A 14,103-nucleotide genomic window follows, 5' to 3' on the forward strand; every position below is an offset into this window, starting at 1 on the left:
CTTTTTGATTTATGGGCGTAAATTTAAGCAAGTTGGTTTTTAAAATGAGATCCTCAAAGTCGGAGACTTTGCGGAGCGGAGGAAAGTGAATTTAACATTCTTAAGGTTTAGAAAACTTGACAAGGTTGATGGAAGTTTCAGGTTCCATTATTGCTAAATTGCTTGTTTTGTAGTTGGATTCTGAGTGTAAAGCTTCTAAAACTGCATCTTTATTGGTCATTAAAACATCAACAATATTCATTAACATTTTTAGATGTTCAATCACTTTTTCATATTTTGAAGTTTTTCTGAGCAGGTAATAAATATTGCTCAACATGATTGAGGTTACAAAACCCTGAATTTTTCCATTTTCACATCAGGTGACGATTTGGGCGGCATCTTCTGCGAATGGTTTTCTATCAAACAGAAAATCAAGACTGACGTCGGTGTTGATTAAAACTTTATCTATTGCAAATATTTTTCAGACAAGCGGTCGGTTAATTCCTTTTTGTAAAACCGTACTTTGAAACATGTTGTTTAATTCTGCAAATATTCAAATAAACTTAAAGAGTAAAAACCCCTACAACTCCTTCCGCTTCAAAACCCTTCCTCTCGGTTCATCCCCTTCATATAGCGCAATTTCAGAATGCAGAAACTGAGCGGCGGCAGCGGAGTCTTCCACTTTCGTGGCGCTGCGGGTGAGCATTTCTGTTTCGTATTTTGCTAAAGCCGTTTCGCGAATTCCTTTTTCCCACCAGTGAGATGACGGTTTGCAATTTTTGAAAATTTCACGGGCTAAAGAAAGGGCATCTAACAACGCCTGATTCGCGCCCTGTCCTTTGAAAGGGCTCATCGGGTGCGCTGCATCGCCGATCAAGGTTGCAGGTCCTGCATTTTGTAATAATTCGGAGGAAAGTAAAACCCGATCATAAACAGGATAACCGGAAATCTGCGTTTCTGAAGTTGCTGCGACAATCTGTGGAATCGGAGCGTGCCACTGCGTTCTGCGCAACGCCTCTGCTTTCAATGCTTGCGGACCTTTTGCGCTCAATTCTTTCGCTTCATTTTCCGGCATGGGAAAACTCAGTTGCCACATGACGGAGTCGGAATCATATGGCATCATGTAAATTCTTTCGTTGCCATTGGCGGTTTGGAAGACCGTCGCGGAATCCAGCAAAGAACTTTCAATATTTTCGAGCGCTGACAAAGGACAAATGCCCAAAATCACAATACAGTCGAGGTAGCGCAACGGAGAAATTTCTTCGCCAATCAACAGATTCCGGACAACGCTGCGGATGCCGTCGGCTCCGACGAGAAGACCGGCTTTTGCGGTTTCTGTTTTTCCACCGACCTGAAAGTGGAGGTCGATTCCGCCTTCTTTATTTTCTTTAAAACCGAGGAGTTGATGGTTCCATTGTATCATTTTTTTTCCGCCAAGTTGGTCGAGTAGTGCTAAGCGCAGAGACTGTCGGGCGATGTGGATATTGGTGCGTTTCGGCGAAGTTTTTGCGTTGGCGTCTATTTCCAGCCATTTTCGCATTCCCCATTCGCCAACGATTTTTCCTTCGGGCGTATGAACCAGATGGCGGGTGGAAACGACGCCTTTTTCCAAATTGAAAATGCCAAAACCTTCGATGGCTTTGCTCGCCTGTTGCAGCGTTAATCCGTAACCTTGAGACCGTTCATCAAAACTTTTGTCGCGCTCGTAAAGGGTAAATGGAATTCCGCGGTGCAGACACGCTACGGCAAGCGCAACCCCGCCAATTCCGCCCCCAATAATGGCAACGTGCGGATAGTTTTCAATATCCGGAACGGGAAAGTGTTCTGAGGGAATAATTCCGGAGCCGGAACAGTTTGGACAAATATAAAGGGAAGCTTCCGGGCGGACCGGCGGTATTTCTCCGGAATTATTTTTTTTAAAGTTTTCTAATTCCGACTGATACCGAAGCCGGATACTCTTTTTTATTCTGCGCTTTAATTTGCCCGATGCTTTGCATTCCGGGCACACCGTAAAACTGATTTTTTCTTTTTCCATCTTCTTTATTTCGATAACGGGAGCTGCTGAATACCCATCCTTTCGCGAATCTTTTTCGATACTTGCTCACAATTTTCAAAGATACGGAAAGCGCTTTTTGCAATGAAAAATTTTGCGGTCTGTAATTTAAAAATTAATTTTTATTGTACAGAGAAATCTGCGGCCCGGCCTGAGTGGAGCTTTTTTTTATCGGTGGCTTCGGCTCCGCTCAGTCACCAATAAAAAAAGCGGGAGTACTTCGACAGGCTCAATATAAATTCCGGACGGAAAAAGGCGGCCAAATAAAAAACCCCACCGAGACGGCAGGGTTTACTGATATAAAGAAAAGACTTTACGGTTTGGAAATTAATTTCCCACTCTGTTTGGCTCCGTTTTTACCGGTTAACTGGTAGAAATAAACGCCTACAGGAAGATTCATTGGTAATGAACTTGTTTTTTGTGACAGAACAGTTTGCATTACTTTAGCGCCCGCTGTATTGAAAATGGTCAGTGTGGATCCTCCGTCTAAGTCCTCCATTTTTATGTTTAAAACATTGGAGAAAGGATTGGGGAAAAGTTGAGCTTCCTTGGCTGTAACAGTAGTGGAAATGGTTCCTAGAAGTTCACAACCGGAAGTCATCTGTGCATTGATTCCAAAAGTAGAAATTCCGCCACTCGTACTCAATACACGGCCTTCAATCTCAACGCCTTTATTAATGATAACAGCACCATTGTTTCCAATAACTGAACCTTTAAATTTCGAGTAATCATTGATGTTCACTGCGCCGTCCACTTTCCAGAAAACGTTTTTCGCCTGCGCCTGGTTGATGAGTTCTACGGAAGCATAAGTACTTGTAGACAAAGCGCCGTTAATTTTGATGACAAAAACTGCATTGGGGTTATTCTGCGCATTAAGGGTCACTTTTCCGTTAAGTACAGTGGCTGCATTCATTTCGTAAGTATGCGGAGTCAGTACCAGATCCTGTCCGAACGCTGCAGGATAAAGCAGTTGAATATCTGTAGGAAGCGTGTTGAGGAAAGTATATGCATTATTAAGATCTAATGAAGCTTTAGCGGTAGAAGTATCCGGCATAAGATGGATCGTGCCGTTTACTTTCGTAGCTTCAAAACCTGTGGTAAGTCCTACATTGGTTCCAACATCACCTGTTATATAAGTGATTCCTGTATTGGTTAATGAACCGTTTCCGGTGAATACTGTGTAACAGACAACAGTGCCTAACGGCGGTTGAGCCGGGCCTGTAAGTACCTTTGATCCGCAGCCAACCGGCTTTCTTACGGTAACTCCCGATACGGTAACAGCGCCTGTTGTAGAAAGTGCACGGCCTTCGAGTGAAGCACCGGAATTAAGAATAATGGCTGCGTTATTTGCTACGATGGTACCTTTCATTGCAGTGTTCGTGGCAAGGTCAACAAGGCCTTCAACTTTCCAAAATACATTGCAGGCTAGCGCTCCGTTGGTTAGTAAAACCTGCGCACCTGCTGCTGAGGATAAAGCTCCCTGAATTTTAAAGATAAAAACTGAATTGGCATTTCCGCCACCATCAAGTGTTAAAGTGTTGCTTAAACTTGCACTTTCTCCGATTGAGTAAGTTCCGGCAGTAAGTATCTGTCCGTTTCCTAAAAGGGGAGAAGGGAAATAGTCGGGAATCGCTGCGTTTAACTGGTTGTAAGCAGTGTTAAGATCAGTAGCGGCGATCATAGTCGTTCCGTCTGAATCATGCATTACCCCATCTACGTTTCCAAAATTGGTGCTTGACCCGTTATTGGTGCCTACATCTCCAGTAAGGTGAGAAAGGCCGGTATTAGATACTGCGCCATTCGTCGAGAAAAGTGCAAAGTTAGCGGCACTCCCCAAAATTGGAGCCTGAGCTTGTGCCAGTGAATTAAAGCTCATGAATGCAGCCGAAGCTGCCAAAAGTATGAATTTTTTCATTTATTAAGAATTAAACTGAGTATAAGCACTACAGTTCATCAAAGATACACTCTTTATTGAATAAACAATATTATTTTGATAAAAATAATGGTATTTTGATGTTTTTATTTTAATAATACCAATTGTATTACTGTATTTTGTATTTTTTTTTCGATATTTATTTGTGATTTTAATAATTATTTTTCGATTAACTGTTGAGGTGTAGAAGATTTTTTCACATTCCGGCTATTGTTCTGTAATTCCGACACCGATTGAGAACAGATCGGTGAATAAAAATCCTGGACGCTTCCTTGCAGGAAAGGGATGGCTAAAATATTTTAAAGAAAAAACCTCATTTAAATCTTTTTTAAATGAGGTTCGTGTTGATTGCAGGTTTGAAATCTCTTTTAAATTAGCTGCTGTAGTATTTTCCAATTCCGGCAGAATCGAAGGTAAACGCTTTTTCGTTTTCTGACTTGTCTAATTTATTATTAATGGTCAAAGCCCATAAAATAAGCTCTTTGCAGAAGTTTTGATCTTCCGGACTTAACTGGTCTGCGTACTCGCCGATTATTTCTGAAAGAGGTTTTACGCTGTTGAGTTTCGCATAGAATTCCTGATCGGTATCGTCGAAATTTAATTCTAAAGAATTTTTATTAAACCATTTAATGACATCGGTATATGGCGCTTTGATACCTTCTTTTTCCAGTTTCGGGATTCGGGGGAAAATCATTTCAAACTGTGTTATCACGGCTTTGTCAATGAGGATTTTCGCGACATGGTCAGCGCCTTCCTGTTCGCCTTCATAAACCAGTTCAATTTTTCCGGTGACCGACGGAATGATTGACAGGAAATCCAGCAACCGCACCGTTGTTTTTTCAGCATCTGATTCTATTAAGCGCAGTTTTGCGGCGGCCATTAAGTTTTCCATGGCACTGATGGTCAACCTCGCACTCACTCCACTTTTCGCATCTACATATTCGCTGTCCCGCGCTGCAAAAGCCACTTCTTCCAAAAGGTCTTTGGCTAAACCTGGAACTTGAATTTGTGCTTTATCCTCTTTAGAAATTAAAGCTTCCTGTGCGGTAATCTGCCTTGCAAGCGCAATGGTTTTCGGGTAATGGGTAAAAATCTGCGACCCGATTCTGTCTTTTAAAGGGGTTACAATACTTCCTCTGTTCGTATAATCTTCCGGATTTGCTGTAAAGACAAACTGAATATCCAGCGGCATTCTCAACTGAAAACCCCGAATCTGAATATCGCCTTCCTGTAAAATATTAAACAAAGCAACCTGGATTCTTGCCTGTAAATCCGGCAGTTCATTCAAAACAAATATACAGCGGTTGGCGCGGGGAATCATGCCGTAATGCAAAACGCGTTCGTCGGAGTAGGGGAGTTTTAAAGTCGCCGCTTTGATGGGATCGATGTCGCCAATTAAATCTGCCACATTCACATCCGGTGTTGCCAGTTTTTCAAAGAAACGGTCGGAGCGGTGCACCCAGGAAATCATGGTTTCGTCGCCATGTTCTTCAATCAGGTCCCGCGCGTATTTCGAAATCGGTTGAAAAGGACTGTCATTGATTTCAGAACCTTTTACAACCGGCATGTATTCATCGAGCAAATTCACCATGCTTCTCGCAATCTTGGTTTTTGCCTGTCCGCGAAGTCCTAAAAGGTTGATGTGATGTCCCGCCAAAATCGCTTTTTTTAACTGCGGAACGACGGTGTCTTCGTAACCCCAAAGACCTTCGAATACCGGTTCTTTCGCTTTAATCCTGGCAATTAAATTCGCCTGAATTTCCTGATTAATGGTTTTGTGGGTATAGCCGGAATCTTTTAATTCTTTAAAGGTGATCTCTTTTTTCATTCTCTATATATTCTAATTGTTTGCTGGAATTTTATTGTTTAACCACAAAAGTCACAAAAGAAATGCGTGTGAATTTTAGTGAATTAAAAGGGCAAAAAAAAGGATGTTCCAATGAGTATGCTTTTTTGTGCTTTTACTCCGCTAAAAACTTTTGTGGCTTAATGATTTATTTGTTAATCAACTATATTCTCTTAATCCTGTTCCGCTCATAATCTTCAAAAATCATTTCTCCTAGACCGGATAGTCCTGTTAAGAAAGCTTTTCCCTGGTTTTGAGCCGTAAAAGCGTCCACGAATTTCCGCAGATAAGGATCCTGGGCAATCATAAAAGTGGTGATCGGGATTTTGAGTTTTCTGGCTTGTGCGGCTTTATTCAGGCATTGATCAACAATCATCTGATCGAGACCGTTGCTGTTCATGTAGAATTCACCGTTTGGTAATTTGATGCAACTTGGTTTACCGTCGGTGATCATGAAAATCTGTTTGTTGGTATTTCTTTTTCTCCGCAGGATATCCATTGCCAATTCCAGGCCGGCCACGGTATTGGTGTGATAAGGCCCGACCTGCAGATAGGGGAGGTCTTTGATTTTAATGGGCCACGCTTCATTTCCGAAAACGATAATATCAATGGAATCTTTCGGATATTTTCTTTTGATTAATTCCACCAAAGCCATAGCGACTTTCTTTGCAGGCGTAATCCGGTCTTCGCCGTACAGAATCATAGAATGGCTGATATCGATCATCAACACGGTACTCATTTGGGCTTTGTGTTTTGTTTCTTCAACGATGAGGTCATCTTCGGTTAAACGCAAATCTGAAATTCCATTATTGATCTGGGAATTTTTTAAACTTTCGGTCATATTGAGGGCTGACAGATCATCGCCGTATTGAAAGGAACGGTGTTCGCCTTCGCGTTCATCACCTACGCCCGCTTTTTTGGTGCTGTGATTTCCGATACCGCTTTTTTTGAGTTTGCCAAAAATCTGATCCAAAGCAAATTGTCTTAAAGCTGCTTCCAGTTTGGCGGTCAGTATATTTTTACCTTTTCCGGTTCCGGTGTTGCCGTCTTTGTCCTCTTTTTCTTCCCTGATATAACCGCGCTTTTTCAGATCTTCTTCAAAATCTGCGAGCGTATATTCATCGGTAAAAATATCGTATTCTTTATCAAGCATGTCGAGCCATTCAAAAGCTTCTTCGATATCGCCCGAGGTGTGGGTCAGCAAATCTTTAAAAACATCAAAAACCCGGTCAAAATGGGAAATTTCTTTCGGAGTATGTTTGGTGAAGATCAATCCTCTGCCGAAATTTAATTCTTTGTCTGTCATTTTCTTTTCACATTAAGTGTACACAAGATATAGAAATATCGTTCCAATAGACCATCTGAAAAATAGAAAATAGTAATCATGGTGATATAGACTTCATGTGGTTGATGAAAGCTACTTTCTGTTTTTGATTAAAGGATGTTTAATAAAAGCCTCCCCGGAGGGAGGCGGTTCCTTTTGGTTTTATTTGAATTTCTTTCTGAAACGGATCAGGAGAAATTTGACGGCGAGGGTGAAGAGGTAACTCGAGATTCCTCCGAGGCCTGCCAAAACAATGGTTTTGAGGACTTCCCCGCTTTCAATCTGCATCAGGACAATCAGTGCCATGCCAATGAAGGCACTGATGCGCTGTGAACTGTCGAAGTATATCATGGCTGTCCTTCGCTGTTTACGGCCGTCTGGCTGATGGCACTGGCGATTGCGCCCGCAATGGCCAGATAGCCGGCTGCCGTGATGAGCACCGCCGGCAGAGCGACCGGTGCCGTGAGCACCGCTCCGCTTACCGCGGTGAGCAGGAGGCCTGCATTTCTGATTTTGCGAAAGAACCGTGGCGTGGGTTCCTGCACTCTCTGAATGATGTTTTTCATTTTTCAGCGTTTTTGATGGTTAGCGTGATTTTGTGTCCGTTATCCATCAGCGGATAAAGGTGGTCTTTCATTCTTTCCAAAGCAGCCCGTGACGAACTGCCTTTTCCTTCACCGGTATGCTGCAGCACCGGTGCAATACATCCTCTGAGTTCTTTGCCGGCATCATTGGCGGCATGGAAGAGGATGTACTTCCTGTCTTTCACATCCATGACTTCGAAGTGTTCTTTGAACCTGAGGCTATGGCGCCTTCGAATCTGGTACTTGCCTTCTGGAATACAGGAAATCCGCGGTTGGTTGTTCTTCCAGGGGAGTTCAACCGTTTTGCAGAGTTCCGTCCCGTTGAAGAGCAGGATTCCGTTGGTTCCTTTCAGGTGGTATGTTCTGATCAGCTGAAGCTCCATGTTATGGGGTACCTGAGACGTTGACAATCTGCAGGGCATTATACGCCCCGTTTTTCAGCTCGTAAAAAGTACCGTTGACTTCCTGATAGAAATTGATTCCGAACACCAGAAATAGCGGGTTGACCGAATTTTCCGGCAGGTTGTTGTTCAGCTGGACCGCCGTGGTCAGTACCGTATCAATGGGTAGCACGGGTGTTGCATTCTTTTCGGAAGCAAATGTTCCGGCTTCGAAATTAATGTCCATGGCCGCAGCAGCCAGTTTGTAATGGGTGCTCCCTGCGGGTGCTCCGAGGCTTTCCGTCGGGATGAACGGTTCAATTTCAACCACCGCATCGCCGGTGACCCGGTCTAAAGTGGCGGTAAAGGGTGCTGAGATGGAGTGTTCCAATTTTCCGTGGATATTGAATTCGAATCCCAGCAGCAATTCTGCTTCCCCATCGATGACATTCCGCTGACCGCGCGGGTTGACGGCATCCAGCTGGATGACTTTGATCATCTCTTTGGTCAATCTACTGACCATTCTCCGGTCTGCCGAAGTTCTGAGCAGACTCTGAATAGAGGCCCGCAGTACTTTACCTGCTTTTCCTGCTCTTCCGAATTCTGCCATATTTTCCCGGGTTCTCTGGAACCTCGGATCGTTCTGCATCCGTTCTGCGGTGATTCCTCCTTTTTCTCTGGCCATGTAGCCGTCTTTGGTACGGTAGAAGGTGATGTCCCCATGGTACCTTTCAATTTAATAAGACCTTTTTGTCTTGCCATTTTGTTTGTTTTTAAAAATTAATAATCAGATGTTGAGGTGCATCCGTTAAAACCTGTTGTGATCACGGGGCAAAATTTGGTATAAAATTCATGCAAAGCAAGTGTTCATGCCGGTTGCGCCGTTTTTAGCCGATAACGCCGTTTATTTCCGGAATGGGGTGGATTATGCCGGATTTGCCGAAAAGTGCTGTTTGTTCCGTTTTCTACGTGTGAGTTGTCATGAACTCCTCATGAACTATCCATGAAGTATCCATGAAGCATCTATGGGGCAGCTCCGAAAAATGAGTGGAGAGGGTGTGGAATGGTGGGTTGTGGGCTTGTGAACGTGTGAACGTGTGAACGTGTGAACTTCTGAACCAGAGGGTGCGCCACTGAGCTTTGCGTTGATTTTGGTTTTTTGGCAAAAAGGATGTACTTTTTGCCACTTGAACAGTGGTGATTTCTTTTTTTATTTACGTTCTTTTGTCTTGAAACAAAAGAACCAAAAGTTCAAGACTGGATCTTTTTGCTAAAAAATGAAGGTTTCTTCTTAGAAAATCCCCAAACTCGGGCGGAAACAAGATTTGTTATCGATTAAAAGTTTTTGCCGCCCTCGAACAGTGGGGATTTTTAGGCGGTATGCTCGTTTGAAAACTGGATGGGAAGAAATCTTCATTTTTCTTTACGCAAAAATCTCCTAAGTCGCTCTCAAACTAAAAACAGTTTTTCAATAAAAGGCTGCGTCATTGCGGGCGTAGGGAAACAACCTGCTGATGATGGTTTCCGTAGCAAGAGCATCTTTTTTTTAAGTTCTTTTGTCTTGAAACAAAAGAACCAAAAGTTCAAGACTGGATCTTTTTGCTAAAAAATGAAGATTTCTTCGAATAAAATCCCCAAACTCGGGCGGAAACAAGATTTGTTATCGATTAAAAGTTTTTGCCGCCCTCGAACAGTGGGGATTTTTAGGTAGTGATAGTTGATAGACCTGGATGGGAAGAAATCTTCATTTTTTTTAACGCAAAAATCTCCTAAGTCGTTTTTAAATCGAAGTTTTGTTGAAAAATCAAATTCACTCCCTTTTTTATGCTGAGCCTGCCGAAGTAAGGGTTGGGGCAAATGAATTTGATTTTTCTTTATTCTTTACTTTTTGTCTTGACACAAAAAGTAACAAAAAAGTCAAGACTGGATCTTTTTGCCTCATTCTTTTTTTTGTTTTTAATGGAATCGGCGAACCTCCTTCGTCGGTTTGCTAAAAAATGAAGATTTCTTCTTAGAAATTGACTCCCTTTGGTCGTGGAACACTTTGTTAGGTTTCCCCAAACTTGTCCCGTCTTGAGGACGAAACATCGGACAAAGGGGATTCTTAAGCGTTATGTTCGTTTAAAGATTTGGATGGGAAGAAATCTTCATTTTTGCCTCCAGTTTTTATATTTTTATTTGAATCGGCGAATCTCTTCGAGATTTCTTAACGCAAAAATTTCCTAAGTAGTGGGTGGGTGCGAGGTGAGCGTATTAGTGAACTTGCGAAGGTTGCGCGACTGTGCTCTTTGCATTTGATGTTGGTTTTTTTTAAAAAGATGCTGATTATAAAGTTCCGAAGCCGGAGTCTTCGGAGAGCTGATTGTGTGCGATGGTAAGAGGTGCTACGCTCGGAATGAGTGTGAGCGCATTGTTTGGGGTTGATTCGTCGTGCTTTCTGCAAATGGCGGTTTGTGCGCATTGGTGGGGTGGGAGCGGGTTCAGTTGGTGATGAGTCCCTGGATGGATTCGTAGGGGATACCCATGTAGGTACAGAACTCCCGTATGGTGAGGACCTGATGTTTTTCTTTGTTCAGTGCCGTTTTGATTTTAATGATCAGATGGCGGCTGTAGCGTTCGCTTTTTCCCGTGATGATCTGGATGTCTTTTGGGTAAATGCAGATGCGGGCAGTTCTGGGTTTCATCGTTTCAGTTTTCCTGGCTGAACAAAGTTTGGAAAACAAAATGAAACTGTTTCGGTAGGAGTACGGTAGTACCGTTATTTTTATTTTAAAATGATGTCACGTAAAAGCTTTGAAGGTACTATCTGAAAATACAAATATTTCTTTAAGTTTTTTTATATAATTTTGCAAATGCAGAGAGGAAGCAAACTGTGATATTTCACTGGATGTTTACCTTGTATAGCCTCAGGTTAATGAGGCTATTTTTTTGCCTCTACGAGGCAAGCAGAGAGGCAAGCACCTGCTCCTTTTCTTGGATATTTTGTCTTTTGGGATCATAAGGCTGATTGTTTTTGTATAGCGAATAAATGATCACAAGTAATTTTTTCTGCACTGCGACATAACTTTTCATCTTTATTCCGTGATTTGAAAATGTACGGGTATATAAATTTAGAAAGGGAGCTTCCTTGCACCTTACAACCGTAAATGCAGGCATAAACAAAATTCGCCTGATACGAGAATTTCCTTTTTTGGATATTTTGGTTTTTCCAACCCTTTTTCCTGACTGGTTTTCTACCACATCATAACCTGCAAAAGATACAAGCTGCCTGGAACTTTCAAATAAAGAAAATCCGTTGGTTTCCGCCAACACGGTAGCCAGGGAAAGAATTCCCACTCCTTTTATCTTACATATATTCTCTGTTTTCTGCATTACTTCAGGATTGGATTCCAAATGATTTTTGATTTGTTCTTCCAGTTCTTTCAGCTGCTTTGTGAAAAGTTTGATGACCTGCTCAAGCTGTTTCACAATAGCTTTGTTGATATACATGGAATTTTTTAATGAATGAAGTTGGTTCCTATAAACCGTGATCTGCTCCTGGATATTCTGATATTGACGGGTAAACTGTCTAAGTTCATAAAAATATTTGCCCATTGGTTCCCATAGCTTAAGGTTTTGCTCTGCTCCCATTTGTGCCAAACCTTTTGCATCAATGGAATCATTTTTCGACTTAAGCCCAAGTGCCTGCAGATACTTCTTCGCCTTATTTGGAAGAATTACCGAGACTTTGCAGGCTTTTTCAAAAAGGAAAAGTGCGCATGACTCATAATAGACCCCTGTCGCTTCCATGCAAATCACTAAGGCAATATCTTTCTGCCTATGGTTTTTGTCAATCCAGTCTGCCAATAAATTAAACCCTGTGGGATTGTTGGAAACTGTAACAGTAGATTGAACTGTCACTTTTTGACCCATGTCGATACTGCTGAAACAGCAGTCGATTTTTTTGCTTGAAATATCAAGCCCGACGGAATATTTTAGCATAATAATTTATTTTGTAAATAAACGATAACCAGTTTTTGCCTTTACTCATATTTTATACAACATCAATCTTAAATATAGAAAGTGTTTAAGTACTAATTGAAGCTCTAGTGGTTAAAGCAAGGATGTTTTTCCTTCGGAGCGATATCGTAAAACGTATCTGTCAGGAGAACAAGTTTCATCCTTGCCTGTTTATTTAATATTTATACAAAGATATGAGGCAGGAGACTTCGGAGAGCGGATTTTGCGTTTTTTAGAATATTTGATTTTTACAGAATACCACCTGAAAAGTTTGATGTGCGAAGGCCACACGAAAGGATTCGTGCGGCAGCGGTGGGAATTTTGGAAATATAATAATTATGAAGAATGAAATTATTGTGGCTCAAAGTCGGAGACTTTGCGCAGCAGGGGGGTGATTTGCTTATAGTTCATCTATATCTATGGTAGCGGGTTGAACTTCCCGGGGGAACATAAGTTTTCCGTTTATTTTAAAGGAAGATATAGCATAATAAAAAGGATCATCACTTTTATAGTCTTTTATATCTCGTGGAGTTTTAAATGACATGTCATATATATTTCCATTGTATTCTCTTATAAAACTTAAAACACCTACTTTATTTTTAGGATACGTTTCGAAAATATAGCAGTAATCATTATCCCCTAAATAATATCTTTGAAGAATATAAGCCAATTTTTCTTCTTCAGCATCTGTCGCTTGTTGTAAGTCTTCCCTTATATAATCTTTGAGGCTTATGTCCTGCACAGAATTAACGAGTAAAAAAAACTGCTCTTCTTTTTTATACGGATCTATCAATGCTGAAAATATAAATGAGGTGTCATTTCCTATTTTCCAACTTTTAGGGACTTCCACTTCAATAGTATCGTTATGAAGTTTTACCAAATCTGATTTCTTGGGAGGCTCGCTTTGGAAGTTCTTTTCTTTTTTGCAACCTATTATTAAAAATAGTAAAAAGATTGCAAGTATATTAAAAATCAGTTTCATCTTTTCTTTTTTTCCGTTTCTATATTTGCACTTACACTTACTCCTATTTTAACCGCCGCGTTGTCACCTGTTTTAAACTTCTTTTCGGCTTGAACTCCGACAGAAGTGGTCACCTTATTTTTCTCACCTTTCAACGAAACAAAAACTCCATTGTCTCCCGCTCCGTAGACCGCTTTTGCAGCATTGCTTAATTTTCCATCATTTTTGTTGACAGACGTTTTACTGCTGACTTTAACTGTTCCCGCTTCTGTGGGAATTGTTCTCGAGTAAGTTTTATTGACTGTTGTTTCTGATTTACTTGAAAACCTTACTGGAGAATTTGACATAGTTGTTGTTTGTCTAGCTCCATTGGCATCTGTATATGAAGAAGGACGAATAAAACTACCGTCAAGTGTTGCAGAAAATGAGCGCTTTGTTTCAATGGTTCCGGTATCATCACCTTTCACAACATTCCCTATCGTGGTCATAAACGCTTCGGCTTTTAGGCCCACTTTGTCAATCAATTGTCCTGCTGCATCTGACCACTTATAAACTTCCTGCTGAAACAATGCATATGTTCCACCACAACACGGTTCATTTGCACCACCATTTATTACATCTTCAGGCTCCATTCCATCCGGGTCGATATTTCGGATTGGATTGTTAAATGCATAAGCGTATGGCGACATCCAAGGCATTTTTTCAGCCAAAGGATCCATTTGCAAAAATCCGGGAGCATCCACCATTAATTGGCGAGCCTGATAATAGTAAAAACCCGTCTCTTGCAGTTCCTTGCCGTTGTACTTATAGTTATACTTAGAATTACCAACCAAATTATTATAATCAGTATGTTCTAAACCAAAAGGATAATAATTGCTTTCAGTATCAATGGTAAGAGCGCCTGCGCTGTTTTTATAGTAACTTAACCTCACATTTCCGAGATGATCGGTGTAGTTGTAAATGTACGCATTTTTTATAAAATCATAATAACCTTCTACAGTGGGTATAAATTGTAAGAGATTATTTTCATATTGGAAGCCGTCT

Annotated in this window: 13 protein-coding genes; 1 reads left to right on the top strand and 12 read right to left on the bottom strand. The window is 41.3% G+C overall.

The features are described from left to right. Positions 1 to 100 precede the first annotated feature (100 nt). The 5 genes from QF004_RS12575 to QF004_RS12595 all read right to left on the bottom strand — a co-directional run bounded on the left by QF004_RS12575 (position 101) and on the right by QF004_RS12595 (position 7,117). Positions 101 to 316 (bottom strand): hypothetical protein, encoded by a 216-nt coding sequence (locus tag QF004_RS12575; RefSeq protein WP_307426859.1) that lies wholly within the window; start codon positions 314 to 316, stop codon positions 101 to 103. Between the two features lie 243 nt (positions 317 to 559). Then, positions 560 to 2,014, bottom strand: coding sequence for an FAD-dependent monooxygenase (locus QF004_RS12580; RefSeq protein WP_307426862.1), 1,455 nt, complete (start codon positions 2,012 to 2,014; stop codon positions 560 to 562). 331 nt (positions 2,015 to 2,345) lie between these two features. Continuing rightward, the gene (locus QF004_RS12585) at positions 2,346 to 3,947 is read right to left on the bottom strand and encodes an ice-binding family protein (protein ID WP_307426864.1); all 1,602 of its coding nucleotides are present in this window, start codon (positions 3,945 to 3,947) and stop codon (positions 2,346 to 2,348) included. Positions 3,948 to 4,338: 391 nt separating this feature from the next. Beyond that, positions 4,339 to 5,793, bottom strand: coding sequence for a sigma 54-interacting transcriptional regulator (locus QF004_RS12590; protein ID WP_307426867.1), 1,455 nt, complete (start codon positions 5,791 to 5,793; stop codon positions 4,339 to 4,341). A 181-nt stretch (positions 5,794 to 5,974) separates the two neighbouring features. Then, complete coding sequence (locus QF004_RS12595; RefSeq protein WP_133439929.1) at positions 5,975 to 7,117, bottom strand: VWA domain-containing protein; 1,143 nt, start codon at positions 7,115 to 7,117, stop codon at positions 5,975 to 5,977. Positions 7,118 to 7,252: 135 nt separating this feature from the next. On the opposite strand from QF004_RS12595, the gene QF004_RS12600 reads away from it, so the two are divergent. Beyond that, complete coding sequence (locus QF004_RS12600) at positions 7,253 to 7,468, top strand: hypothetical protein (protein ID WP_307426871.1); 216 nt, start codon at positions 7,253 to 7,255, stop codon at positions 7,466 to 7,468. A 14-nt stretch (positions 7,469 to 7,482) separates the two neighbouring features. Here the strand turns inward: QF004_RS12600 and QF004_RS12605 are convergent, their stop codons facing one another. The 7 genes from QF004_RS12605 to QF004_RS12635 all read right to left on the bottom strand — a co-directional run. Beyond that, positions 7,483 to 7,701: a hypothetical protein gene (locus QF004_RS12605; protein WP_133439931.1), complete on the bottom strand. Its 219-nt coding sequence runs from the start codon at positions 7,699 to 7,701 to the stop codon at positions 7,483 to 7,485. Then, positions 7,698 to 8,102, bottom strand: coding sequence for a DUF5675 family protein (locus QF004_RS12610; RefSeq protein ID WP_307426875.1), 405 nt, complete (start codon positions 8,100 to 8,102; stop codon positions 7,698 to 7,700). The genes QF004_RS12605 and QF004_RS12610 overlap by 4 nt, the downstream gene beginning before the upstream one ends. 1 nt (position 8,103) lies before the next feature. Then, positions 8,104 to 8,784, bottom strand: coding sequence for a hypothetical protein (locus QF004_RS12615; RefSeq protein WP_307426880.1), 681 nt, complete (start codon positions 8,782 to 8,784; stop codon positions 8,104 to 8,106). Between the two features lie 1,795 nt (positions 8,785 to 10,579). Then, positions 10,580 to 10,822 (bottom strand): hypothetical protein, encoded by a 243-nt coding sequence (locus QF004_RS12620; protein WP_307426883.1) that lies wholly within the window; start codon positions 10,820 to 10,822, stop codon positions 10,580 to 10,582. 211 nt (positions 10,823 to 11,033) lie between these two features. After that, a complete protein-coding gene (locus QF004_RS12625) occupies positions 11,034 to 12,080 on the bottom strand; it encodes an IS110 family transposase (RefSeq protein WP_307426886.1) in 1,047 nt (348 codons plus the stop codon). Between the two features lie 418 nt (positions 12,081 to 12,498). After that, positions 12,499 to 13,080: a hypothetical protein gene (locus tag QF004_RS12630; protein WP_307426889.1), complete on the bottom strand. Its 582-nt coding sequence runs from the start codon at positions 13,078 to 13,080 to the stop codon at positions 12,499 to 12,501. Continuing rightward, positions 13,077 to 14,103 (bottom strand): RHS repeat-associated core domain-containing protein (locus QF004_RS12635; protein ID WP_307426892.1); only part of this gene is annotated, 1,027 nt, incomplete at its 5' end. The genes QF004_RS12635 and QF004_RS12630, both read right to left, overlap by 4 nt.

The organism is Chryseobacterium sp. MDT2-18 (assembly GCF_030815285.1).
GTDB lineage: Bacteria > Bacteroidota > Bacteroidia > Flavobacteriales > Weeksellaceae > Kaistella > Kaistella salivictor.

Coding starts and splice junctions, on each gene's coding strand:
- QF004_RS12610 (WP_307426875.1), bottom strand. CDS start 8,102: ATGGAGCTTCAGCTGATCAGAACATACCACCTGAAAGGAACCAACGGA.
- QF004_RS12575 (WP_307426859.1), bottom strand. CDS start 316: ATGTTGAGCAATATTTATTACCTGCTCAGAAAAACTTCAAAATATGAA.
- QF004_RS12590 (WP_307426867.1), bottom strand. CDS start 5,793: ATGAAAAAAGAGATCACCTTTAAAGAATTAAAAGATTCCGGCTATACC.
- QF004_RS12605 (WP_133439931.1), bottom strand. CDS start 7,701: ATGAAAAACATCATTCAGAGAGTGCAGGAACCCACGCCACGGTTCTTT.
- QF004_RS12585 (WP_307426864.1), bottom strand. CDS start 3,947: ATGAAAAAATTCATACTTTTGGCAGCTTCGGCTGCATTCATGAGCTTT.
- QF004_RS12595 (WP_133439929.1), bottom strand. CDS start 7,117: ATGACAGACAAAGAATTAAATTTCGGCAGAGGATTGATCTTCACCAAA.
- QF004_RS12600 (WP_307426871.1), top strand. CDS start 7,253: ATGTTTAATAAAAGCCTCCCCGGAGGGAGGCGGTTCCTTTTGGTTTTA.
- QF004_RS12580 (WP_307426862.1), bottom strand. CDS start 2,014: ATGGAAAAAGAAAAAATCAGTTTTACGGTGTGCCCGGAATGCAAAGCA.
- QF004_RS12615 (WP_307426880.1), bottom strand. CDS start 8,784: ATGGCCAGAGAAAAAGGAGGAATCACCGCAGAACGGATGCAGAACGAT.
- QF004_RS12630 (WP_307426889.1), bottom strand. CDS start 13,080: ATGAAACTGATTTTTAATATACTTGCAATCTTTTTACTATTTTTAATA.
- QF004_RS12625 (WP_307426886.1), bottom strand. CDS start 12,080: ATGCTAAAATATTCCGTCGGGCTTGATATTTCAAGCAAAAAAATCGAC.